General features: G+C 47.6%; 23 protein-coding genes. 9 read left to right on the top strand and 14 right to left on the bottom strand.

Annotated elements, in window-relative coordinates; genetic code table 11:
- Positions 1-57: 57 nt before the first annotated feature.
- The 9 genes from CHH60_RS24670 to CHH60_RS24710 form a co-directional block, all read right to left on the bottom strand.
- On the bottom strand, positions 58-1,413 hold the full coding sequence (locus CHH60_RS24670) for an FAD-dependent oxidoreductase (RefSeq protein WP_095361620.1): 1,356 nt from the start codon (positions 1,411-1,413) through the stop codon (positions 58-60).
- 28 nt (positions 1,414-1,441) lie between these two features.
- Positions 1,442-2,287, bottom strand: a complete 846-nt coding sequence (locus tag CHH60_RS24675) for a carbohydrate ABC transporter permease (RefSeq protein WP_390586184.1) — start codon at positions 2,285-2,287, stop codon at positions 1,442-1,444.
- On the bottom strand, positions 2,280-3,113 hold the full coding sequence (locus tag CHH60_RS24680) for a carbohydrate ABC transporter permease (RefSeq protein ID WP_441339412.1): 834 nt from the start codon (positions 3,111-3,113) through the stop codon (positions 2,280-2,282). Before CHH60_RS24680 ends, CHH60_RS24675 begins: the two co-directional genes overlap by 8 nt.
- A 113-nt stretch (positions 3,114-3,226) precedes the next feature.
- Positions 3,227-3,919: a hypothetical protein gene (locus CHH60_RS24685; protein ID WP_095361623.1), complete on the bottom strand. Its 693-nt coding sequence runs from the start codon at positions 3,917-3,919 to the stop codon at positions 3,227-3,229.
- 32 nt (positions 3,920-3,951) lie between these two features.
- Positions 3,952-5,244, bottom strand: coding sequence for an ABC transporter substrate-binding protein (locus CHH60_RS24690; protein ID WP_095361624.1), 1,293 nt, complete (start codon positions 5,242-5,244; stop codon positions 3,952-3,954).
- Positions 5,245-5,372: 128 nt separating this feature from the next.
- Positions 5,373-6,149, bottom strand: a complete 777-nt coding sequence (locus CHH60_RS24695) for a response regulator transcription factor (RefSeq protein ID WP_095361625.1) — start codon at positions 6,147-6,149, stop codon at positions 5,373-5,375.
- Positions 6,142-7,974 (bottom strand): cache domain-containing sensor histidine kinase, encoded by a 1,833-nt coding sequence (locus tag CHH60_RS24700; protein ID WP_095361626.1) that lies wholly within the window; start codon positions 7,972-7,974, stop codon positions 6,142-6,144. The genes CHH60_RS24695 and CHH60_RS24700 overlap by 8 nt, the downstream gene beginning before the upstream one ends.
- Positions 7,975-8,268: 294 nt before the next feature.
- Positions 8,269-8,460, bottom strand: coding sequence for an aspartyl-phosphate phosphatase Spo0E family protein (locus CHH60_RS24705; protein WP_095361627.1), 192 nt, complete (start codon positions 8,458-8,460; stop codon positions 8,269-8,271).
- Between the two features lie 459 nt (positions 8,461-8,919).
- Positions 8,920-10,311, bottom strand: a complete 1,392-nt coding sequence (locus tag CHH60_RS24710) for a transcriptional regulator (protein WP_095361628.1) — start codon at positions 10,309-10,311, stop codon at positions 8,920-8,922.
- Positions 10,312-10,576: 265 nt separating this feature from the next.
- Here CHH60_RS24710 and CHH60_RS24715 point away from each other — a divergent pair, with 265 nt between their 5' ends.
- Positions 10,577-11,701 carry an LLM class flavin-dependent oxidoreductase gene (locus CHH60_RS24715; RefSeq protein ID WP_095361629.1) on the top strand — a complete coding sequence of 375 codons (1,125 nt, stop codon included), beginning with the start codon at positions 10,577-10,579 and terminating at the stop codon, positions 11,699-11,701.
- A gap of 84 nt (positions 11,702-11,785) precedes the next feature.
- Here CHH60_RS24715 and CHH60_RS24720 read toward each other — a convergent pair whose 3' ends face one another.
- Positions 11,786-12,364: a TetR/AcrR family transcriptional regulator gene (locus tag CHH60_RS24720; protein WP_095361630.1), complete on the bottom strand. Its 579-nt coding sequence runs from the start codon at positions 12,362-12,364 to the stop codon at positions 11,786-11,788.
- Between the two features lie 269 nt (positions 12,365-12,633).
- On the opposite strand from CHH60_RS24720, the gene CHH60_RS24725 reads away from it, so the two are divergent.
- Together CHH60_RS24725 and CHH60_RS24730 are read left to right on the top strand one after the other, a co-directional pair.
- Positions 12,634-13,842 carry an MFS transporter gene (locus CHH60_RS24725; RefSeq protein ID WP_441339411.1) on the top strand — a complete coding sequence of 403 codons (1,209 nt, stop codon included), beginning with the start codon at positions 12,634-12,636 and terminating at the stop codon, positions 13,840-13,842.
- A 218-nt stretch (positions 13,843-14,060) separates the two neighbouring features.
- A complete protein-coding gene (locus tag CHH60_RS24730) occupies positions 14,061-15,482 on the top strand; it encodes an erythromycin esterase family protein (RefSeq protein ID WP_255248077.1) in 1,422 nt (473 codons plus the stop codon).
- 124 nt (positions 15,483-15,606) lie between these two features.
- On the opposite strand, the gene CHH60_RS24735 is transcribed toward CHH60_RS24730, so the two are convergent.
- The 3 genes from CHH60_RS24735 to CHH60_RS24745 form a co-directional block, all read right to left on the bottom strand.
- A complete protein-coding gene (locus CHH60_RS24735) occupies positions 15,607-16,713 on the bottom strand; it encodes a Glu/Leu/Phe/Val family dehydrogenase (RefSeq protein ID WP_095361631.1) in 1,107 nt (368 codons plus the stop codon).
- 153 nt (positions 16,714-16,866) lie between these two features.
- Complete coding sequence (gene cdaS, locus CHH60_RS24740) at positions 16,867-17,493, bottom strand: sporulation-specific diadenylate cyclase CdaS (RefSeq protein ID WP_095361632.1); 627 nt, start codon at positions 17,491-17,493, stop codon at positions 16,867-16,869.
- A 180-nt stretch (positions 17,494-17,673) separates the two neighbouring features.
- On the bottom strand, positions 17,674-19,245 hold the full coding sequence (locus CHH60_RS24745) for a DUF6359 domain-containing protein (protein WP_095361633.1): 1,572 nt from the start codon (positions 19,243-19,245) through the stop codon (positions 17,674-17,676).
- Positions 19,246-19,413: 168 nt separating this feature from the next.
- Between CHH60_RS24745 and CHH60_RS24750 the strand changes: the two genes are divergently transcribed.
- The 3 genes from CHH60_RS24750 to CHH60_RS24755 all read left to right on the top strand — a co-directional run bounded on the left by CHH60_RS24750 (position 19,414) and on the right by CHH60_RS24755 (position 20,685).
- Complete coding sequence (locus tag CHH60_RS24750; protein WP_095361634.1) at positions 19,414-19,710, top strand: hypothetical protein; 297 nt, start codon at positions 19,414-19,416, stop codon at positions 19,708-19,710.
- Between the two features lie 147 nt (positions 19,711-19,857).
- Entirely contained in the window at positions 19,858-20,013 is a 156-nt protein-coding gene (locus CHH60_RS29985) for a hypothetical protein (RefSeq protein ID WP_170948240.1), read from the top strand.
- 123 nt (positions 20,014-20,136) lie between these two features.
- Positions 20,137-20,685 (top strand): GNAT family N-acetyltransferase, encoded by a 549-nt coding sequence (locus CHH60_RS24755; RefSeq protein ID WP_095361635.1) that lies wholly within the window; start codon positions 20,137-20,139, stop codon positions 20,683-20,685.
- Positions 20,686-20,766: 81 nt separating this feature from the next.
- On the opposite strand, the gene CHH60_RS24760 is transcribed toward CHH60_RS24755, so the two are convergent.
- A complete protein-coding gene (locus CHH60_RS24760; protein ID WP_249281211.1) occupies positions 20,767-21,540 on the bottom strand; it encodes a Crp/Fnr family transcriptional regulator in 774 nt (257 codons plus the stop codon).
- 376 nt (positions 21,541-21,916) lie between these two features.
- Between CHH60_RS24760 and CHH60_RS24765 the strand changes: the two genes are divergently transcribed.
- From CHH60_RS24765 to CHH60_RS24775, 3 genes are all read left to right on the top strand, one after another.
- Complete coding sequence (locus CHH60_RS24765; protein WP_095361636.1) at positions 21,917-22,345, top strand: GAF domain-containing protein; 429 nt, start codon at positions 21,917-21,919, stop codon at positions 22,343-22,345.
- A gap of 109 nt (positions 22,346-22,454) precedes the next feature.
- The gene (locus CHH60_RS24770) at positions 22,455-23,105 is read left to right on the top strand and encodes a response regulator (RefSeq protein WP_095361637.1); all 651 of its coding nucleotides are present in this window, start codon (positions 22,455-22,457) and stop codon (positions 23,103-23,105) included.
- On the top strand, positions 23,098-24,207 hold the full coding sequence (locus CHH60_RS24775) for a PAS domain-containing sensor histidine kinase (RefSeq protein WP_095361638.1): 1,110 nt from the start codon (positions 23,098-23,100) through the stop codon (positions 24,205-24,207). The genes CHH60_RS24770 and CHH60_RS24775 overlap by 8 nt, the downstream gene beginning before the upstream one ends.
- Positions 24,208-24,458: the final 251 nt, after the last annotated feature.

Raw genomic sequence — 24,458 nt, forward strand, 5'->3', positions numbered from 1 at the left:
CTAAACACATCTCTGTGTCTAGCTGGACTCTTTATTATTTGCGTATTGTTTCCGATTTCAAATTGCCACTCCATTTTGCCGTAATTCTTTCTGCAGCAACGCAACAGGGAGTGACAGTGGATCAAGCTGCATTTGCACTGCCAATGCAGCTGATGTTCCGGCTGCCTCCCCCGTAGCCATGCAACTGGGAGTCAACCTTGTTGTAGCATGGGCCTCATGCGTGGTAGAGATGCAGCGTCCTGCTGCCAGCAGGTTTCGGATATTGCTGGAGATCAGGCAGCGGTATGGAATATCGTATGCTCCATCTCCTTCAATAAATGCAGCCGTTACGCCTTGACCTGAAGGATCATGTATATCAATGGGATAACCACTTCTGGCGATAACATCGTCAAACTTTCGCCCCGTAACTACGTCTTCCCTCGTCAAAGAATAATGTCCAATAATCCGTCTCGATTCACGTATGCCAATCTGGGGAGCAACTGCAGAAATCGAAGCCCGCTCAAATCCGGGAACATCGTGCTGCAAGAATTCAGCGATCATGAGTACCTGCTTCCTGCCTTCCTGCTCAGCAGAAGTCAGATCCTCCGCATTGGTAGCATCCAGTCCCTGGACCCTGGTACAGTTAATCAACACTTCATCCTCAGCAGGCCCGGTAAAAAACAATACCTGATCACGGTTAATCGGAATCCCTGACTTCTGCCATTGCGAATAAAAACCACTCACCCCGGTTAACGGAATACGATCCAGCTCTGCAACAGGTGTTTTGGCGTAGAAATCTTCTGGGTGCTCCAGAATATACTGCTTTACTCGCTCAAGGTTTACGCCACGCATTCGAAATTTCATGGTCATAGGCTGGGACCGTTGATCTCCATCACGTCCCTTTGCGATAGCAGCGCCAGCTAGATAAGCTGCATCTGCATCGCCACTGGTATCGACAAATACTTTTGCTCTAAGCTCCATTCGGCCCGATTTGTTTGTTAATCTAACCGCTTCCACCCGGTTTTCCAGAGCAACCACTTCATCCACGAAGCTGTGTAACAACAGCCGAACACCTGCCTCTTGCAGCATATCCGCAGCAACCACCTGATAAATGGCCGGGTGGTATGGTGTAACACTATGCACAAATCCTACTGTATCGCGGAGATGTCCTGGAGATCCCCCTCGCTCCTTCAATCGGTCAACGATCTCCTGAGCGATACCTCTAATTACCTGCTCGCCGCTCTCTGTGTGAAATGTCATCCAAGGATAGACCATAGCTGCGGTCGACATCCCACCAACAAACCCATACCTTTCTACCAACACCGTACGCACGCCGTGTCGTCCGGCAGCAATTGCCGCCGCAATGCCAGCAGGGCCTCCACCCACAATGACAACATCCGCTTGTTCTATCTTCATGCTCCTTTGGTCGTTCATCCTACTCCTCCTCTCCTTGTTTAGCTGACTATTCTTTGAGTCCTGTCATCGCAACACCCTCAATGAATCGCCGTTGAGCTATGAAAAAGACAATCAGCAATGGCATAGTCGCCATAACCGTAGCACTCATCAAATATTGCCAGGCTGTACCCACTTCATCCGTAAACAGGGACAAGCCTAGCGGTAGCGTCATTAACTCGCGTGAATTAATGAAAATTAACGGATCAAAAAACTCATTCCAAATGGTGACAAAGGTAAAGATCGTCAGCGTCGCCATACCAGGTTTGGCAATCGGCAGCATTATGCGCGCATATATCCGGAACCTGCTGCAGCCATCAATCATCGCCGCTTCCTCCAGTTCAGTTGGGACCGTAATAAAAAACTGTCGCATCACAAAGATTCCGAATACACCACCTGCCCCGAAGATTGGAAGTAAAATCAGCGGGAGATGTGTATCAATCCAGCCCAGCTGCCGCATAAACAAAAACATGGGGATTGCTGTCACCTCATGAGGAATCATCATGGCACTTAGTAACACAAGGAATACCACATTGCGGCCCTTGAATGGAATTTTAGCGAAAGCATATCCCGCAAGAGAGGCGAAGAATACCGTGCCCAGGACAACCAAAACAGCAATATACGCACTATTCAAATAAAAACGATGGAATGGAATTAATCGAAAGACATCGATGTAATTCTGAAATCGGAACGTTTCCGGTATCCACTGCGGTGGATACGTAAATATACTCTGAGGCTCCTTGAACGATGTTGATATCATCCAAATAAAGGGCACAATCATGATCAGTGAGATCAATGTCAGCAATAAATACGTACCAACTGCCCCTCCTGCTGTATGAACAGATGGCTTAGGCATCGCTTTCATTGAAAACCCACCTCTTTCGTAGCTGCCATTGCAGCAGCGTCAGAATCATTACGATAAAAAATAGCACATACGCCAATGCGGAAGCATAACCGAATTGAAACAGTTTAAAAGCCTTTTCCCAGATGTAATAGACTAACACCTTGGTGCTATTGCTTGGACCTCCCTGTGTCATCACATAAATCTGCCCAAACACTTTGAGCGATCCAATGACCGTCATAACCACGGTCAAAAATACCGTAGGTGTAATCATTGGAAGCGTCACATGAAAAAAGGTTTTCTGCCTACCTGCACCATCCAGTTTGGCCGCTTCGTACAGTGATCTGGGTACCTGCTGAATTGCGGCTATGAATAGTACCATATTTAGGCCAACATTTTTTAGCACACTGGTCACAATCACCGCGGGCATCGCCAGATCCTGATTGTAGAGCCAGGCCGGTCCTTTGATGCCTATCATCAACAGAAGCTGATTGATCAGTCCCGACTCTGTCGCATACATAAGCTTCCATACAATTGCCCATACAATAAGTGAAGTCATGACCGGAACGAAGATAGCTGTACGGAATATCCCGATGCCACGCAGACTTTTGGATAGCAGCAAAGCGAGTAGCAACGCCAGCACGATATTCAGCGGAACAAGTCCAGCTGTGAAATATACGGTGTTTCCCAGTACCTTCCAAAACATCTTATCTACCATGATCTCGCGGTAGTTATTCAGCCCAATAAAGTGATGGTCTCCGAGCAATGGCCAATCGGTCAAGCTCATGTATAACGCGAGGCCCATTGGAAAGAGCAGCAGCAGAGTAAAACCAAGAACCATCGGAGATACGAATAGCCATCCTGCAATCTGGGCCTCTCTTGCAAGCGGTCCTCTTCCTGAATATTTGCGTGAATTGGTCAACGCTGGCCCTCCTCATCTCATCCGTCTTCCTTCTACTTCAGTTTGTCCATGGCATTGCGAAACCCGTTAACGACTTTTCGCAGTTGCTCCTCCGTTTTACCTGTTACGACTGCCCCAAGCATAATCGCCTTAACCCCGGTATCGTGCAGCACCCGCACATCCTCCTGTACCAGTCTCCTCTGGGAAGGGACCAACACCGGAAGCTCTGCTTGCATCACTAACCGGCGATACCGGAGGACATCTGAGAAGCTTAGCGATGTCCCATACTCTTCTCCAGGGACAATCGATGCTTCCAACGCGGTAAAACCATAATGTTGAGCCTCCTTAACCAAGGAAGGGTCGTAGTGTTCATTGATCGCGAAAGTTTTATCCAGACCGAGCTCACCCAGCATGAAGGATGGTAAATGGTGAGCATATATGGAATAGAAATCAAAACCCAAACCGGAAAGCCTTATCACATCTTCCCGTTGAATCCCATCAATGGTACCCGACGGGACCACTCCAAGCGGACCGTTAAATTGGGATCGGATATCACGGAAGTTTTCAATGTATTCATCCAGCGGACCAAAGTGATTTCCACTGGCGCGGTGTCCGACATTGCAATGTACTTTTAGTGCGTCTGCCCCTTCTTCAATGGCTGCCCGGGCCAGTGCTGCATCGTTAGCGGGCAGGCTGACTACAAGCAACATGCGTTGTCCGTTCAGCGCTTCTTCCAATTGCCCCATACCGTTACCTCCTTTAAATATGCCATTATTTATTATTGCAGCAGACCTTGAATCTCTTCCTGCATCTGCTTCAGATTATCCTGAGGTGTGGCTAAACGGGCAAATAATCGATCGAAACCCTGCAATACTGCATTGTCGATGTCTTGCCAGCGAATGTGGCCCGGAATCAAGCGTGCTTTCGGCATTTCATCAATTACTGCCTGAACAATATGTTCCTTGCTAGGATTATTCGGCTGATTAATGAAAACATCGGAATTCAGCACTGAGGTACGCGGAGGAACAAAGTAAGTTGCCGTGGCTTGAATTCCCTGTTCACTAGCAAAAAACTTCAGCAGTTTCTTTGCTTCTTCGGGATGTTTACTGTCATTAAACATGGCATATCCCGCCTGACCCAGCATGGGCACACTGCCCTGAGATCCTGAAGGCATCGGGGCAATACTCCATTCGAAGTCCATAATCTCTCTTGCTTTGGACACGTAGCTGTAGTTGTCGAAAAACATTCCCACATTACCAGCATCGAAGCTGACCTGCTCACCTGCCTTCGGGTGCGACTCATCGGTAAACATCATCCGTTCAAGCAATTCCAAGGTTTGCACACCATAAGGATCATTCCAGGTAAATTTCATCATGCTCTCATCAAAAGGCCCGCTGCCATTGGACCAGGAATAGGAGGAAAGAACAGCCCAAGTCTTCCAATCGCGAAAAAAGTTGGCACCGTAAATTCGGTTTGTTGCTTCCTTGCTGGCAATCGTCTTCGCTGTCTCTTCAAATCGCTCCCACGTCCATTGCCCTTGAGCGGCGAGCGTGTTGGGATCCGTAAGGCCAGCCTGGTCGAATAGCGATTTGTTGTAGAACATGACGACCGGAGGCGTGGAGAACGGCAAGCCAAGCAGTTGTTCACCATCCCGAAACAGATCCAGCGTACTTGGAATATAGTCACCCAGCTTGAACTCTGCATCATCCTTGAATTCCGATACGTCTGCCAGAATGTGATTGGATTTGAATTGTGGAATCATCCGCTCGGAGACCCAGGCGATATCCGGTAGCGAGCTGCCAGCTGCAAGCACAGATATTTTTTGCTGGTATTCCGCAAAGGGTACGGATTCCATCGTCACCTTGATGCCCGGATTTTCCTGTGTGAAGCTATCAATCAACTTGTTATAAACGTCCATGTGCGCCTGATTTCCCCACATCATGAACTTCAGTTCAACCTCTTCATCTCCTGCGGATGTATTCTCAGGGTCACTACCGGAATTGGAGCCTGCACAGCCAATTAATGCAACAATGATGAATACGAGCATGAACATCAATCCTGCTTTTTTCATGGAAATCCCCCTTGTGGCTTAGTGGTGTACACGTGCAACCAAATTATAGCGAAGGAATCAATTGTTCTAAATCACGCCAGCTATAGAAATGGTACGATTTTTCAAGGACTTATGCTGTTTGACACCTACTATAGCTGCTCATCCGTACTGAATCGGTTCCGATATTCCCCTGCCGTCCAACCCACCTGCTGTTTGAATACCAGCATGAAGTGTTTGGGACTCTGATGTCCGGACAACCTCGCTACGTCATATATTTTCAGTTGGGTGTTGACCAATAGCCACTTCGCCCGCTCCATGCGCACCTCAGCGATGTATTCAGAAAAGGTTATCCCCGTTTCATTTTTGAAGAGCTGGCTTAGGTAGGTTGGATTCAGATGAACAAGTGCTGCTATGGTCTGCAGGCGCAGATCCCCATCCGGGTGAAGCCTGATATATTCCTTTACATCACGAATCGTCTTTCGGGTATCTCCACTGTTACACTGTGCTTCCTTCGTTGTATCTACCTTCTGGCTGGACGAAATGCCGTACCTGCGGTTCAGCAGCAATTGAATTTTATGAATGGCGGTAACCCACTCGTGAAGTTCCACTGGTTTCAGCAGGTAATTCAGTACGCCATATTCCATCGCTCTACGCGCATACTCAAACTCGCCATAGCCGCTGATGACGATGATCAGCAGTTCGGGGTACATTTCCCGAGCTTTGGAAACCAGGGTCAGTCCATCCATTTCTCGCATGCGAATATCTGTAATCAGTACATCAGGCACATTACTTTTCATAAAATCCAGAGCCTCAGTTCCTCCAGAAGCCTCACCAATAACGCGAAACTCAGGAGCTGTCTGAATAATCAACTCTCGTAACCCGTCGCGGATGACCCTCTCATCTTCTACAAGCAAAACTCTATACATGCACGTTATCCCCTTTCTCCTGCAGCGGTATAGTAATTGTGGCAGCCAAACCCTGCCCGAGACTTCCGTCAACGCTCAGACTGGCGCCTTGTCCATAAATAAGATGGAGCCGTTGTGCTATATTGGTGAGCCCTAAATTACCTCCAACATTACAACGCAGGAATTCACTTGAGGGAAGCTGGGAGAATGACTCGTTCCATTTGTCAATCTCTTCTTGGCTTAGACCTTTACCATTATCTCGAACGGTAAGCAGCAGCTCTTGATCAAACTTCAAGGCCGATATCCAAATCATTCCCCCATCCTCCTGCCCTTCAATTCCATGGTATACTGCGTTCTCCACGAGTGGCTGCAAAATCAGCTTGGGAATCAAACCATCCATGACCTCTTCTTCAACTTCAAAAATCACCTGCAGCCTTCCGTTATAACGCACCTGTTGAATGCGTACATATGATTGTACAAAAGCTAATTCCTCCTGAAGGAGTACGATCCGATCCACCTTATCAATGGTGTAACGCAGCAGCTTGCCCAAGGCCGTCACCATGTTGGACACTTCTGTATGCTTCCTGCGGATGGCCATCATATTAATGGACTCCAGCGTATTGTATATAAAGTGAGGATGGATCTGACTTTGCAGTGCTGACAGCTCTGCTTCCCGTTCTCGAATACTGAGTAGAAACACCTCGTTAAACAAGCGGTGAATCTCTTCCATCATTCGATTAAACCCCCGGCCAATCTGTCCGAATTCATCACTGCCGAAACTTGCCACACGCTGGGTAAAGTCACCCTGCTCCACCCGAATCATATTTTGCTTTAGGCTGATTAACGGCCTTGTTACACGATAGGATATAAGAGCCGCCAGAATGGCTACGCCCGCCATGCACAGAATAGCGAACCCAAAAGTAAACGAAAGCATTTTACCCGATTCCTTTTGTATGACAGAAATGGGTGTAAGACTAATGACTGATAACCCGGAATAATTCGAGTAATGCCGTACATACAGATAGGAGCTCCCGTCTAGTTCCACCTTTTGATTTCCTGCATAGTCTTGAAGCTGCTCCAGCTGCAAAAGCTGATTGTATGTGGATCTTCCACCAAGTGAAGTTCGCTCAAACACAAGCCGCTGCTTGCTGTCCACTATCATGAGACTCGCATTTTCCTCAAAATTCAGATTGGATAGCAGCTGGCTAAAGGCGTCCAGCCGGATATCAATCAGAATATATCCCAGCCGTTTGAGCGTGCCTGGATCACGGAGCTCTCGGGCAACAGAGATATAGGCTTCTTCAACCTTGTCTGTGTAGTAGCTTGGATGATGTGGAGGGAGCAATCGCCACTCTCCCTCCGATCCACTCAACTCTGCAAACCAATTATCCAGTCTACTGTCCCATACCGGCTTCACCGCCAATGAATCCAGGTTCGAGAACAGGATGCCACTGTTCGAGATCAGGTGAATGCCGCGAATTTCCGGACGATCATAGGCCTGACCCGAAGTATAGAGCTTCATCTTCAAGTAATCGTCGGACCTTGCCCAAGTAGCAGTCCCCATTGGGGCGTTGTACTTTCCCAGAATACTCAGCACCGTCTGATCATAGAGCGGTAAGAGCGATATACGCTCGAAATCCCTCAACAGCCGATTCAGATTGGTGTTGATCTGCCGGATCATATCAATAGTGAACTGCTCGGTTTTTCGATCAATTGTCTGTGAAAAATGGTAATAGTTGACCAATCCCTGTAAACTTAGCGGAAGCAAAGTGAGAACCACGAACAACACCAGCAGCTTCGTGCGCAGGTTCATGTTTCTTTTTGAACAACCTAGTACCTTGTCCATTTAATCGATCCCTCCCACTGTGTCATTCAAGAATCTCCTTCAAAAACCACACTGGATATCGTTGGCGTTTATCATATCGAGTTTCAAGGATGGTTGGCTATCCTGCCAACACTGGGATTGGTATGGAATTTCAAGATAAAACCACCCTCACTTCAATGAAAACCAAAAAAAGCCGACTGTATCGCTCTACAGTCGACTATTTCTATGAACAAAATAATTCAATAAGACGAGATGTCTTTACCAGTGGATGGAATAATGCTACGTCGCTTTCTTGAAACTAAAAAACCGACTGCATTATGCAATCGGTTGTCTGTTCATATATTGTTGTTTTCTATATTTAAAACGGTTATATTCATTAATCAATTCGTCCAGTACCATCGATTGTTGAAGGACTTTGTAGTCTTGCATGCCATGATGCTCCGCCAAACGACTTAATTCTTGCCTGTTCCGTTCAATCTGGTCTACAACTTGACTTGGTCCTTTCATAGCATGCACCCCCTTCTTTATAGACCATTTTAGGATAGATTGCCAAAAAATTCATATTTTATTCCTTTGCAAATCAAAAAGTTTATTTGCAGAGGTATTCATTCATTACCAAGCATTTTATGAAAGTTCCTTGTGCCACTCAATTTCTACAAGATATGGATAGACTGATCCCCTTCCCCTCTACATATCGATTCTGAAGTAGGCTTTCATTAGAACGTTAGAAGTTCAATCCGCAATTGTTTTACTCTGTTTGCAAATAAGTTTATTAAATGTCTCTATCCCATTTTTATTACAAAAAAACAGCAACGTCCCTAAAGTTCAGAACAATGCTGTTTTAAATTAATCATTGTATATGTGTTTAACTCTAGTTATACCCCTCCATTGCCATGAGTGCTAGGACTGTACATTACAGGATTACTGGAAATAGGTTGAGGGTACCAGTTGAATAATAAAATAGTACTAAACAAAACTATGATTAAAGCTGCTTTTTTTCTCATAATTACTGTAAACCTCCCCAATTATAGTTTTATACTTACTTTCTAATTCTACTGTAACTCTACTTCTATGTCTCTCAAATAATCCCACACATTGCAAAAGTATGGATTCACTTTTCATTGTATTTGCTAATTTCAAACAGTCTAACAAATGCTTAAACCCTTCTGTGTATCGTTCTCTATGAAGCTGATAAACAGTTAACTCTTTGAGAAATTGTATATATCTCTCATCAGTGATCTGTTCCGTATAACTCCCTCTTACTTCAAGTGTTTCTCCGTACATAGAGATGTAAGGGTCAAATTTATCAAGTACCGGATCGACATCCAGGTTGTGCGTGTTTGCAGCCTCCATTATTTTCACCAATGCAGGCAGAATCTCAGCCTCATCCTGCTCAACAACAGCAATATACGGCTGTATAACTTCAGAATCCCCCATCATTAACCTGTATAAATAACGATTTACTTCTGCCCATCCATTAAACTTATTAATAAAAATGAGTTCCTCTTCACTGGGTTGCTCAATTTTGGTTAACCTAGAATAGGCCTCAGTATAACGGAGCGCTTCAGAATATTCTTCACGTCCATCACATGCCGCTGCTCTTATTAAATTTGAGTAAGCGGAATATACAAACATAGGATAAGAGGAGATTCTTTGAGTTTCCTCTTTCCTTTTGTTATAAGTTTGCAAAAACACTGTCTTCTGTTCTAACTCTTCTCCAAGATCAAACACTTTATCCCAATAGCGGAGAGATGAGTATGTATTCGCCAGATCCTTAATCGCGTCCAGCTGTCGCTCTTCATCCAGCCGGTTAATATACGGCTCGAAGTGTACTGCAGCCCTGAGATTCTCATGCTGGTCCTGGCCCAGAGACAAGGTGAAGATGCGATAATGGCATAGTGCCAGACGTTCGGAGTGCTGGTACTTCTCACACTCGGCGACACATTCGTACAGCATTCGCGCAGCCTTCTTCTGACCACGTTCAAGCATATACTCGGCCAGCTCGAACAATTCGGACACATAGGAGCGGTCATCCGTCACTTGCTGAATTACCCTCTGTATGCAGTCCAGCTTGTCCAACTCAGCGCAGCGTTGCAGGAACGGCTCCAGCCTTCTCCAGTGCGGTGCGGATTCCACAAAACATTCAGCACCATATATTTCGTAGAAGTGGCCCTCTTCCAGCTTCATCCCCTGGGTAATGAGGTCCAATTGAGCCATGGCGATCGGCCGTGTACCTTTGATAATTGCACTTAACGTCCCGGCGTTAACCCCCGATATATCAGCAAAGTATTGAAGGGTATACCCCTGTTTCCTGATGTAATCCTCAATATTTGAGCGTATCGTAGTTGTAGGTTCCATGTCTCCCACCTCCACAATGAAAATCCAGAAATTTGAATTTCTATGATAAGTACAATTTTAATCCTAAATTTTACAGCGGTCAATAAAAATCGTGGCAATTTCCTGCACATTTAGACATTTATATTGAATATATTTCGTCTTATAGAAAAAATCCATTAGAAGAATCGAAACGGACATGTTACAGTAAGTTTAATTCATAATACCCTACTATTTCCATAGGATTAAACAACACAGAATGGCCAATCCAGTTCAAGGAGAAGTTTAGATGAAATTTGCCTTGTTTAGCCTCATGATGAACCTGCCTAATGCGGTCACTGGTGAAGCTCTCACGACACAGCAGAAATTCCACAACATTCTGGAGCAAGCCAGACTGGCCGAGCGTTTGGGTTTCGATGCGTACGGGATTGGTGAACGGCACGGGGCACCTTTTCTGTCCTCTTCACCTCCAGTTGTATTGACTGCTATAGCTGCAGCTACCTCACGTATCCGGTTGCTTACCACAGTCACTGTTCTGAGCGTACTGGATCCGGTGCGGGTTGCAGAGGATTATGCAACGCTGGATCAGTTATCTGGTGGACGGCTGGAGATGATCATCGGGAAAGGCAATGACCCCCGGCACTATCTGCTGTTTGGCATTCGTGAAGAGGAACAGTGGGTTTCCCTTGCTGAACGTTATGAACTGCTGAAGCGCCTGTGGACGGAGGAGAATGTAACCTGGCAGGGCACGTATCGACCTCCCCTTCATGAGGTTACCACTTGGCCGAGACCACTCCAGCAATCCATTCCAATCTGGCATGGCAGCGCGTCGAGTACACTCTCTACTGAACTGGCTGCGAAATATGGTGAGCCGCTTTTCACTTCGAATTCTTTTCATCCCCTGGCAAAATACAAAGCATTGATTGACCATTATCGGGAACGCCTCGATTATTATGGTCATGATGCAAGGCGTGCGGTGATCGGATCGGGAGCAGGCAGCCTGTATCTGGCAGATACTCGTGAGGAGGCGATTCGTCGCTACACACCTTACTATAATGCATTTCATGCTACCGCTGCCGCACAGCATAACCAGTCACCCTTCACAGATCTGGAAGATAATATTGCACGTGGACCCGTGCTTATTGGCAGTCCGGAACAGGTCATTGAGAAAATCATGGATTACCATGCCGCTTTCGGACATCAGGTGCTAAGCATTAGCGTGGATGGACTCAGTCATAGTGAGCAGCTGGAGCAAGTGGAGCGCTTTGCCCACGACGTAGCACCTGTATTGCGACGAGAATTGCCGAGTGTGGTATGGAACGATCCCCCCGTTTTAAGCCAGCAATCTCCTTCCTCTGCCTCCGATACTTCTGCTTCTTGGCCCTCAGCCATTTCTCCCCTGTTTCAGGTATGACGCAGCCTCGCCAGATACACCTTCATACAGGGTGATTCATGAGAATCGCCCTGTTCCCCTTCGGCTTTCGTTCCTTCTCTCCGCTTACTTGGACTTAATCCCTGCAAATAGTGAATCCAGTAGTCTCTGTACAAACTCAGGATCCATTGGTTCCCCCGTCACTAACATGCGATAGAACACCGGCCCGTAGATCATGTCGATGCACAAACCGATATCCAGGTCACTCTTCAATTCGCCCCGCGTTACGCCCTTTTCAATAATCCCCCAAGCTTCACGCCGACGAGGCTGAATATATCTGGTCCGGTATTCTACCGCAAGACCTGGATCTGACTGCCCTTCTCCGATAATCTCTGTAATGGCCTTTCCGTCCTGGCTGGTCAAAAATTGAATCATATTACTCGCATGAATGCGTACATCCTCAAATACCGATCCTGTATCCGGGACAGGCAATCTTGCTGTCATGGCCGACATGTATCCATCCATAATGACAGCCCCCTTATTGGGCCACCATTTATATATGGTTGCTTTGCTTACTTGCGCTCGCTCAGCTATCTTTTCAACCGTAATCGCGGCAAAGCCATGTTCCAATAATAACTCATAGGCTGCTGCCAGAATGGCATTCTGGGTTTCCATGTTGCGGGGACGCCCTCTTTTGGCTGTCATCTAGACCCCTCCTTGTTTCTAAGCACACATTTCATTTCTATTTTCTTAAAAACGATACGTTCATTATACTAAATTGCCCACTACATAAACAATTTGCCCCTCCGACGATGCTGATTTTCCCAAATAATTTATTTGCGCCTATTTACAATACTAAACGTTTAGTTTAATATATGTTTGTAATTAGTGAACGAACTGTTTAGAAAATAATGATTCCAGCTGTATTGACTCATAATGAGTAGTAATTTAATACCATGTGGAGGATGATAATCATGAACATGAAAAACGATGTGCAAGCAAAACAGGTTCCCCGTTGGCTGGTTTTCCTTTTGGCTGCGGCATGCGGACTCATTGTGGCTAATCTGTACTACGCACAGACCGTAATCGGGCCGATCAGTGATTCGACAGGATTGTCGCCTGCTGCGGCAGGATTAATCGTAACGTTAACACAAGTTGGATATGTCATCGGACTGCTGTTTATCGTACCGCTCAGTGACATTATGGAGAATCGGCGGCTCGTAACTTCCTTTCTGGTATTACTGGTTGTTGCCTTGGCTGCAGCAGCGTTCTCCACTCATGCTGTATTATTTCTAACGGCCTCTCTGGTTATCGGTGTAGGTTCCGTCGTTGCCCAGATTCTCGTACCCTACGCGACTTACCTTACTTCGGAAGAACAACGCGGGCAGGTCGTAGGCAATGTCATGAGCGGCCTTCTTCTTGGCATCATGCTGGCTCGTCCGGTGGCAAGCTTCATTACGGATGCTTTTGGTTGGCAGGCTGTCTTTATCTTCTCCGCTATCGTTATTGCACTGCTCGCTCTGCTATTATCACGCGCTCTTCCTGCACGCAAGCCTCAGCCTGCAATGAAATATGGTCAGCTCATTGTTTCACTGGGTACCCTGTTTAAAACTCTGCCCATGCTGCGCCGCCGGGCGCTGTATCAGGCCAGCTTGTTTGGTGCCTTCAGTCTCTTCTGGACCACTGTACCCTTGCGGCTGGCGAATGATTTTGGCATGACCCAGCAGGGCATTGCCTGGTTTGCCCTAGCCGGGGTGGGCGGGGCCATTGCGGCTCCCATCGCGGGCAGATGGGCAGACAAAGGCCTGACCCGGATATTGACCGGTCTCGCCATTGTAATTGCTGTTCTATCCTTCGGCCTTGCGTACGTGTTCCAGGGACATTCGACTGCTGAGCTGGTTCTACTGGTCGTTGTTGCCATTACACTCGACATGGCAGTCTCGGGCAATCTCGTTCTGGGGCAGCGCGTCATCTACTCCCTTGCTGGCGAAGCAAGAGGACGGGTGAACGGGATCTTCATGTCGATCTTCTTTATTGGAGGTGCCCTTGGTTCCTCTATTGGAAGCTGGTCTTACGCATCAGGTGGCTGGAGTCTGACGACACTAATAGGCCTGATCATGCCGCTGCTGGCCCTCGGTTACTATTTCACTGAAAAGAAAGTCAGCATTGTCAGCAACTCATAACCGATTCCCATAATTAATATGAAAGAAGCCTAATCCCAGTGATTAGGCTCCTTATTTCGCATTTTTATCAAGGTCTGCCCATTCACTTAAATGACCAAATAAGCTGCCAATAGAGAAAGCACAACAACATTATAATTCCGCGTTATACTTTCTTTAGAATTAGCCCGTATCCTTGGGTTATGGATTTCAACATATCATTCATACGGAGGATACACATCATGAACCTGAAATATCGTTTTATTCAAAAAACAGCCGTACTCGGCATGGCTATTGCCATGATTGCTGGCTCCGCTTCGGCAGCAGCCTCACCTATAGCTAAGGAGCAATGGGTGCAGGAGCATGCCCATGAGATCACATCCCTGACCTCGGACAACTACAGTGACCTTGCCTTTCTAAAGCCATTGCTGCAGGACAAGAAAGTAGTTAGTCTGGGAGAGAACTTTCACCGGGTTGCGGAATACAGTGCCATCAAAACGCGCATGATCAAATTTTTGCATGAAGAACTCGGCTATGATGTCATTGCCTTCGAATCCGGCATGGGGGATGCAGCCGTTGCCTATGAACAAGGCGCGAACCTGACGCCTGCCCAGATGATGGAGCTTTCCATTTTCCCGATCTGGCACTCGCAGGAAACACTCGGCCTCTACGAATACATTCAGGAGCAGAGCAAGACGGATCATCCACTGATTCTTGCAGGATATGATATGCAGTTTACGACCGGGTACTTAACCCAATTTATCAGTGACTGGATTAGCAGTCTGGATCCTGCCAGAGGCAAGCAGTTCTATGCATTTGAGATGCAGGGCATCACGGATTTGTATGCCGTCCTTAACAAATATGGTATCGACAGCGACAACAATCCCGAATTCAAGGCGGCCATTCACCAAGTGAAGGAAGCTTATTCTCCTCAGTACGAGGAATTGGTTCATTGGATCACCGAGCATAAGCAGGAACTCGTAAAGTCATTCCCGGATAACCCGAAACTGGCTGACATGATGATCCGTGTGCTGAAGGACCGGAGCAAATTTATCGAGATGGCTGCCTACGACACTCGGGAGAGTTACGAATTCCGCGACCGTGCCATGGCTGATAATCTGGAGTGGCTAATGGACGTCATGTATCCAGGTAAAAAATTCATTCTTTGGGCTCACAATGACCATCTCGCCAAGAGCACATCGACCATTCTCAATCCTCCAATCGGAGAAGGTAACGGGAACTCCGGTTTGTGGCAATCCAGCTTCAAAAGCATGGGCGAAATGATGCATGAGAAGCTGCAGAATGACATGTATGTGATCGGGCTTTATATGAATGAAGGACAAGCGAGCGAGATTTCCACAGGCCAATCGTTTGATATCTCTCCGATGCCTCGCGGCAGTCTGGAGTATACCTTAATGAAATCCGGTTTCCGTAATACATACATTGATCTCTCCGAAGCCAAAAACGCTACAGGTGCTGCAGCCTGGTTGTCCCGCCCGGTCTTTGCAGCAGAAGATGGCATGGTGGATGAAGTCATTCATCCGATGTCGATGAACTTCATCCCGGCTGAACAATATGATGGCATTCTGTTAATCGACAAAGTCAAAGCACCAACGACCACCTACAAAGGCGGCTTCAAGGATCAAATGCAGCAGCAAAAGTAACCTAACACGCTGTAAAAGGGTAACCTATCAAAAAAAGAGGCAGACATTCCTTTCGGGAATACCTGCCTCTTGGGCTATCTTTTTAACGCATTCAGCTGTATGAAACTCATGGTTCCTCCTGGACTTACCCGCGCAGTCGGCGGGCACTCAGTGCGTGATGACCTTGCTGGAGGAAGGTGCTGCGTGTATTCTTCATCAGCTCAATTCGGCGTTCAGCCAAACGGTCTGCGGCGATATACGTGGCTATGCCCTCGGTACGGGAGGTTTCGAAAATTTTCTCCAAACTGGTGTAAATTTCTCCGATTTTGCTCCAAGCACGCTCCGAGTTATAACCATTCAATTCGTCCGCGATGTTGATAACTCCACCTGCATTAATGACGTAATCCGGAGCATAAACGATACCTCTCTCATGCAAAATGTCACCATGACGTGGTTCCAGCAGCTGGTTATTGGCACAGCCTGCAACCACTTTGGCTTTGAGCGTTTTGAGTGTATCGTCATTAATCGTTCCGCCCAGTGCACACGGTGCATAGATGTCACATTCGACGCCGGTAATCTCCCCCGGATCAACAGCCGTTGCCCCGAAGCGATCCACTGCTTGCTTCACGGAATCCTTGTGAATATCCGTCACAATCAAGCGGGCTCCTTCCTCGTATAAATACTTGCACAGACTCATGGCTACGTTGCCGACACCTTGAACGGCAACGGTTTTACCTTCCAGCAGATCCGTGCCAAAGGCCTCTTTGGCCGCTGCCTTCATCCCCCGGTACACTCCCCAGGCCGTAGCAGGAGATGGGTTCCCGGACGAGCCGTAGCTTGGCGATATGCCTGTTACATAATCCGTTTCCTGATAGATCAGGTTCATGTCTTCCTCCGAGGTCCCCACGTCTTCTGCAGTTACATAACGTCCATTCAGACCTTGAATGTACCTGCCGAATGCACGGAACATCGCTTCATTCTTGTCGCGGCGTGGGTCACCGATAATCACAGCTTTACCGCCGCCAAGATTCAAGCCGGATACGGCATTTTTATATGTCATTCCACGCGAAAGGCGCAGTGCGTCTTCTATAGCAGCCTCTTCAGAAGCATACGTCCACATTCGAGTACCGCCGAGTGCAGGGCCTAGTGTTGTATCGTGAATGGCGATGATCGCCTTTAACCCGGAAGCTTTGTCCTGACACAGGACCAGTTCCTCATAATCATGATGCTCCATTACTTCAAACCAACTCATGTTTAACCGTCTCCTCCAACCATTTTTGCGAGTAAATCACAAGGCTTCTGTATCTTCGCCATCCTCTATTGTACCTAGTTAATCTCAGAATGTGCAAAATCACATCACGATGTAAGACGAATACGAAGCTAGGAAGCCTCCTGTCGCTTATCGTTAATGAATGGTCTCAACGACATTAATGGGATGCAAATCCCCGTCCACGGCAAAAGAAGCTTGTCCCGTTTCCTCGGAAACAACCAGCACAACGGCATCTGTCAATTCACTTAGCCCCAGTGCGGCACGGTGGCGTGTTCCCATTTTACGTTCCCCTGCTTCAGCCTGGGACAGTGGGAGCACATTGCCTGCGGAGACGATCTGGTTGCCGCGGATCAGAACTGCCCCGTCATGCAGCGGTGCACCGGGGATAAACAAGGATTCAAGCAGCGCATGGGTCACTCGCGCATCCACAGCAACACCCGAATGAATGATAGGTTCAAGAGGAATTTCACGTTCAATAACGATAAGAGCACCATATCTGCGATCAGACAGATGCTGTACGCTTGCCGTCAGCTCAGCGAATTTTTCGGTGAAGGGAGACAGGTAACAATCCAGATAAAAAGAAGAGGCGAGCACCTCAATCTGCTTGATCTCGGTACGAATCTCAGCGAATTGTGCGAGCAGACAGACACTGTCATTGTCAAAACGGGTTAATGTCCGATTCATGCGATCCGCTACACGATGCAAATCTTCCTTCAGCCTCTGTCTCATGGACGAACTGTCACAGTCTACTTGCCGGGTCATTATTTACCGCCTCTCCTTCTGGATTGATGCCAACATAGTTAACCTATACGTTTCCCGCGGTACGATTCATTTATACCAATCAGACCCTTGCCCTGTTTCATCAAATAGGAAAAGCCTGTTTGCAACGTTAGCGTCACAAACAGGCTCCAGTACAGCTAAGCAGCTCTCTAAGATTCTACTTTAAGGGGTAACGGCGCCATAAGAACCTTTCTTAAACGTCGTTGGATCGTACCATTTATATCCTGCAGCCGGAGCAGACCATGGCTCAAGCTGTGGTTCGGTGGAGTTAGCCGGAGTCTCTATGGCAAGCAGGTTCGTCGGTGTGTCCAATGTCAGGCCAGATACCTGCGACAGACTCGTATAGCTTTCTTTTACCGCAAGCCATTTTACGGTGTTGACCAGGAAGGTGCCATCGTCCACTTCCTTGAATCCATCATAGGTTTTCTTGGAGGCTCCCGTCTCTTCTCGTAAATATTTCGGAGTCGCATCTTCCACCGGTGAGGAATCGCCGATAAATGCTGCTTTGCCTGCGCCTACTTTGGCAATGGCTGCATATGCACCTTCGGCACGCCCGCCGCCATTGTACACGCCCTGATCCACTGCGCTGCTCCATTTAGATACACCGCTTGGCACATAAACCAATCCCTTGGCTTTGTTCGGATCAATGATGGCCAGGGTAGATCCGGCATGCATCGCCACCGCATTTACACCACTTGTAATTCCAAATGACTGTGATGGAGCCACAATATCGGTGGCATTTACGTCACCCAGTGCATTATAGCGGAACCGGATGCCGAAGTTGCTTGCCAGCCAGTCAGAGCTCGTAACTCCCTGCATCGCTGGAGATTCGGCTTCTGCCGAGGACATGCCTTTGGCCGGATTCAGAAAAGCTCCACGGCGGTATCCATTAAACACTTCGGAGGAGTCCCAGCGGTTTTTGTTTCGGTCTGCATTATAGTGATCGGAGATGAAGAAGACGCTGCCCCCGTTCTGTACATATTGCAGCAGGGCAGCCTGCTCCGTTGCTTTAAACGGCACGTTGGCTTCGCCAATGACGAAGACATCATAATCTTTTAATGTATTGTAGGTGATGGCCTGCTCACCGAATGTATACGGGATGCTGCGCTCAAGCTGATCCACGGCAAAGCCTACGTTTCTAAGCCCGTTCGCAAAGTCTGAAAATGCCCCATCAATGATCCAGTCCGCTGCCCCAGCTGTTTGGGCATGGGTATTATCGAACAACACCTTCTTGCCTTTACCATCAGGCAGTGTTGTCCCTGGGCCCGGTTCAGGGTTAGGATTGGTTGTTCCGGTAGAGAGTGTAATGGAGGTTGGGTTCTTGAGTCCTGCATAGCTGTTGTATGCACCAAGTGTTCCGGTTACGATAACCTTCTTGCCTACAAGGCTCGGATTGGAAGCAAGTCCATACTGTGAGCGGAATGAAGAGGAAACTTGTATGTCCAACAATTTTGCGTTGGCCTTCTCTGACGGAGAATCCGCAATCAGGAAATTAAAATCATTGGCGTAAGGAGATGTAAACTTGGCTGTAAGTGAGCCGGTAGCATGTCCAACAATATAACCCTCTACCGTCGCCGTTCCTCCACCACTCTGAGCAGCTATAGCCTGCGATACAGTAAGCGGTGCTGCCGCAGCTTGTACCGGACCCTGTGAACCTGGCCCCAGCAGTGCTGTTGCCGTCAGAATGAAAATTAGGAATGCCCCGATCCAGTGCTGCCATAACGCCTTCTTCATGTTCTCCTTCTCCTCCTCAGATTTACCTTTTAATGGGTTGTCCACTTTAATTTAATCCTTCACATGATGAATTCCTCTTTGTTTATGTAAAATTTTTGAAAAAAGTTTGCTCCGTTGCGCAACTGCCCATACTGTTTACCAAAAGCATGATAAAGGAGAACATGTACCATGAGATTTCTATTTTTGCTGCTTCTAATCATTGTCCCGCTCGTGATGGTTTTTCTAGCTCTTCGTTCCCGAACGGTCATAAAGTGTTTTCATGCCTTGGCTCTTATATGTTTCTATAGTGCTGCCACGGTCATTGCCGGAGATGTGTATGCCACCAATGCACATATGACTACATTTACAACCGAAATTCATCATTTTCTGCTGAATGGCTGGTTCCTCTATCCGTCGGCTTATTTGGGCGTGTACATTCCGTTTCTGTTATGGATAAGCCTTTTTTCGAAAAAAAATAATGATTAATTGGTTTCTCAACATTGCTTTTTCGCTGTGTTCGTAGCATAATACATGTATACGTGATAATGATTATCATTCTTGAGGTTGTCTCTTATTTACAATTGAACTTTACATGAATTACCGATCATATAGCTAAAGGGGAACGAACATCAAATGAATACAACACTGCAAAAGACTTCACTGCAGCTTGACGATTATCTGGATCTTCTGAACCTGGCCATCACCTTGGGTGATACGAAGTGGCAGAAGGAAATCGTCCGCAAATTGGCTTACACTTATCCTGCAGTTCCATGCAAACAACCACAATAACACCTTTTCAATAACTCATGAGCGATTCAGATCTGAATCGGCTTCATGAGTTATTTTTTTGTTATAATGATCCAATCGATACAGGTAAAATGAACTTAATTTTCGGCCAGGGGAGTGAATGGCATGTTAGCAGAGACAGAACGACTGATTTTACGAGAGATTGGCTTGGACGACTGGGAAAGTATACATACGTACACCGTTTCACCTGAAGTAACCAAGTACACAGCTTGGGGACCCAACACAGAACAAGATACAACTGCGTACATCGAACAGGTTCTGCAGTCGCAACAGGAACAGCCTAGATCCCAATATGACCTTGCTGTCTGCCTGAAAACAGACGGAACACTGGTCGGCAGCGTTGGCATATACACGGAGGGAACCAATGCGGAGATGGGTTATGTGATGAATCCACAGTATCAGGGTAGAGGCTTCGCCGCCGAGGCAAGCCATGCGCTGCTGGGTTTGGGCTTCAACACCCTTGGTGTACATCGGATCTACGCCAAATGCCGGCCGAATAACAAGGCATCTGAGCGAGTCATGCAGAAGATCGGCATGGAGTACGAAGGCCTGATGCGGGAGCACTGGTTTTACAAGGGAGCATTTCACGATTCGTTGCTCTATTCGATCCTCGCCAGGGAATATGCTCAACTCCAAAAAGCTGATATCGGTTAATACCGACATCAGCTTTTTTCTTCTCCGTAACGACCCCAATCGCCAGTGAAGATTGATCTGTGATCCATGACTATGGTGAAACTAAAGGCGGCATAACTCTGCCGGACAGCTCGGAAACGTAGGACACCCACACATGCAGCGCAATGCGGCTAGATCGCGAATCATCAGTTTGCCATCCAGTGTGTCCAGTGTACCCTGTTCTTTCCAGGCCCCCAGCATCCGTGTAACACTCTCCCGAGTAGCTCCAATCATCTCCGCAAGCTCCGTATGGTTCAGCTTCATCTCAAGTACGATCCCCTCAGGAGTGATTTTGCCATACGAGTTGCTGGCACGGATCAGTGTCGAAGCCAAAGCCCCAGCTTTGCCATAGAGCAGCAGATCCCGGAAACGCGATTGGGTAATCCGCTGTGAAAGTGCCATCCATTGCAGGAATTTCAAGGCAAGGTCCCCATGTTTGCTAAGCACGCTTTCCAGATCACTGAGCGAGATGATCGCGAGTTCGCCTTTCTCCGTCATCTCTGCACTGTAGCTGTGATTCTGGCCGCCAATGCCACCAAATTCCCCGATCAGGTCCCCTTTTTGCTGAATCGACAAAATGATTTCCTTGCCATCTTCCGTCGATTTGGTCATTTTCACGCGTCCCGAACGAATGTAGTACAGATATCCGGCTTCATCGCCTTCCAGAAAGAGACTATACCCCGACTTCACCCGTTTGGGCTGCATTTTGTCCTCAATCCAGGCCCACTGTTCAGCTGTTACGAACGAAAGTATTCCACCTGTCTCTCGTGTCATTTTGCTTCCCTCCGTTTTACGTTCTGTCGCTTGGGTTGTTCTTTCTGTAAATATCGTACCCATCACTTTCGTCCCCCTCGTGTTTCCTTATGAATCTATCTTATCGCGAAACCGGCGTGAACGTTATCGGGGGATTACCTGAACCTGGCTGAGAAATTCCCTGAATTTGCTGTGAGAAAAGTCACATCCTATGAGGTCATACACATGTTTCGATATGGTAAAGTTTCTTGCTGTGTACGGATTGAGTCCATACGTTAATTAAGATCAGTATTTTGCAGAACCGAAATAGGGGGATTCCCTGAATTACAACTCAGACGAATGAGACTACAATAGAACTACCGTATAAACTTATATTTCAGGACACCTTGGTCAAAGGTTAAACATATCCATGTCACCGAGTCTAATCTAATGGTGTAATTCCAAAAAGGAAGTGTCTCTCATGCACGATGAACTCCCTTCCGGCATTCAGGAGATGATCAATAATCTGCGCCTAAACACATCCACCGATTTTTGCGGACTGGCCTATCTCTCGGGGTCCATGCTGCGCTGGAAGTACACTTCCGGCGCAACCAATGATCGCGTTACACGGATGGAGATGCGCCCCGGACAAGATCTTGTGGGCACTGCTCTACGGACAGGCCGTACGTCCCTGTCGGATGAAAGTACCACAAACGCCAGTACACCTGGCCGTTGTCCGTTGATGATCGCAGAGCGGCTGTTATGCGCCATCGCTGTGCCTGTGTTTCTGGAGAGCAGCGTCCCTGGTGCCGTGCTGCTTGTTGGCAGCAGGCAGCCATGTACGTTCTCACCGGACACGGTCAGGGAAGCAGAGCTAGCGGCCGGAGCAGCTGCAGCCATTCACGGATAAGCAGGCCCGGCGAACGCGATGAAGAAAAGCTATTCAGAGATTAAACCTCTGGGTGGCTTTTTTTGGTATCATGAAGACAGAACCAAGAAGCGGACAGGGGGAATATGTAGTGATTCAACTATTGGTTGTGGACGATCATGTGGTTGTGCGTTCCGGGCTGATCGCTCTGCTCGACGGCAAGAATGATATCCGGATCGTGGGGGATGCAGCAGATGGTGACGAGGCCATTGCCAAGGCACAGGAATTGAAACCGGATGTGGTATTGATGGATTTCAGCATGCCGCCAGGCAAGGACGGGTTGACTGCTACGGCAGAATTGAAAAAGTTAATGCCTGACGTGGCCATTTTAATTCTGACCATGCATGATGATGAAGAGTATCTGTTCCGTGCAATCCATGCCGGAGCTTCAGGATATATTCTCAAAAGCGCACCGCACGAGGAACTGCTGGCAGCCATTCGCTCTGTAGCAGAGGGGAGTGCGTATCTGTATCCCAGTGCCACCAAACGGCTGATGAGTGAATATCTGGACAAATCCAAACAGGAAAACGCCGGGCCGTATGACACACTTTCCGAACGGGAGAAAGAGATATTGTCCTGGATCGCCAAGGGTTACGCCAACAAGGAAATTGCCGAGCACCTGGTCATCAGCGTCAAAACGGTCGAATCCCACAAAAGCAACCTGATGGATAAGCTGGGCCTGCGGACCAGACCTGAACTCGTCAAGTTTGCCATGAAAAAGGGGTTGCTGAACTTTGAGTAGCGCACGTGAGAACAGACTTAGCGGACTGGCTGAGCAGCCTGTACTGCAGCTGCTGGATGAACTGGACAATCATATCACCGATGATGAATTCCGCAGCAGGCTGAAAGGCTCGCTGCATCAGCTAAGCGATCTGAAGTTTGCATTGGATGAATCCTCCATCGTTGCCCTCACGGATCGTAAAGGGAAGATACAGTATGTGAACGATAAATTCTGCGAAATTTCGCAATATGACCGGGAAGAATTGATCGGTCAGGACCACCGGATTATCAATTCGGGATACCACGGTAAAACGTTTATGAAAACCCTGTGGGAAACCATTTCTTCAGGGCGAGTATGGAACGGAGAGATTCGTAACCGTGCGAAGGATGGCAGCCACTACTGGGTGAATACAACGATTGTGCCTTTTCTCGATAATGACGGAGAACCATATCAATACCTGGCAGTACGCAGCGAAGTGACGAAGCTGAAACGGGTCGAAGCTGAATTGCAGACGATGATGACCCAGGTCATGAACATTCAGGAGGAGGAGCGCCGCCGGATATCCCGTGAGCTGCATGACGGAATCGGACAGAGTCTCTTCTCGCTCGTGATTCAGATCGATCAGCTGCTGGCTGACAAGCCTCATTCCGGCGTGGAAGCGCTGCGTAAGCAAGTCACGGGGATTATGGAAGAAGTCCGTGGCATGGCCTGGGAGCTCAGACCTTCCGTGCTGGATGATCTGGGTGTCGTTCCGGCCATCCGGACTTACATTGAGAACTATACCCGCCACTACGGTATCGAAGTCGATCTGGAATGCAACCTGCGCAGACGGCTGGAGATGAATCGGGAGATCGCCATGTACCGGATTATCCAGGAGGCACTTACCAATGTCGCCAAGTATGCCGATGTTGCCGAAGCACAGGTGACGGTGGAAGATTCCCAGGAAGGCACAGTCGTAACAATTTCGGACCAAGGCGCCGGATTCAATGTACAGACAGCAGGTCAGGGCGTCGGACTGTTCAGCATGGAAGAACGTGCTCGTGGAGCAGGAGGGACGTTAACGTTATCGTCTGAGCCTGGTGAGGGTACAAGCATTACGTTTCACCTTCCCAGAGGTGTATAAAATGGAACCAATGTGTGGATAGGCTATAGACACAATCTACAATATAAAGAAAGAGAGCTGCTCGCGGATTTATTCCAAGAGCGGCCTTTTTTTGTTCAAATTTTGGTGCCAATGACAAAATGAAAGCCTGGAATCGGATAAATTTAATATAATGGATAAATAGGTTGACTCCAATTACGATTCGTCATTAAAATATGAATGCTGCATGCAAAATGCATTTTTGAAGGTTTACATTTTATATCTATATAGAG

The organism is Paenibacillus sp. 7523-1 (assembly GCF_002276415.1).
Taxonomy (GTDB): domain Bacteria; phylum Bacillota; class Bacilli; order Paenibacillales; family Paenibacillaceae; genus Paenibacillus; species Paenibacillus illinoisensis_A.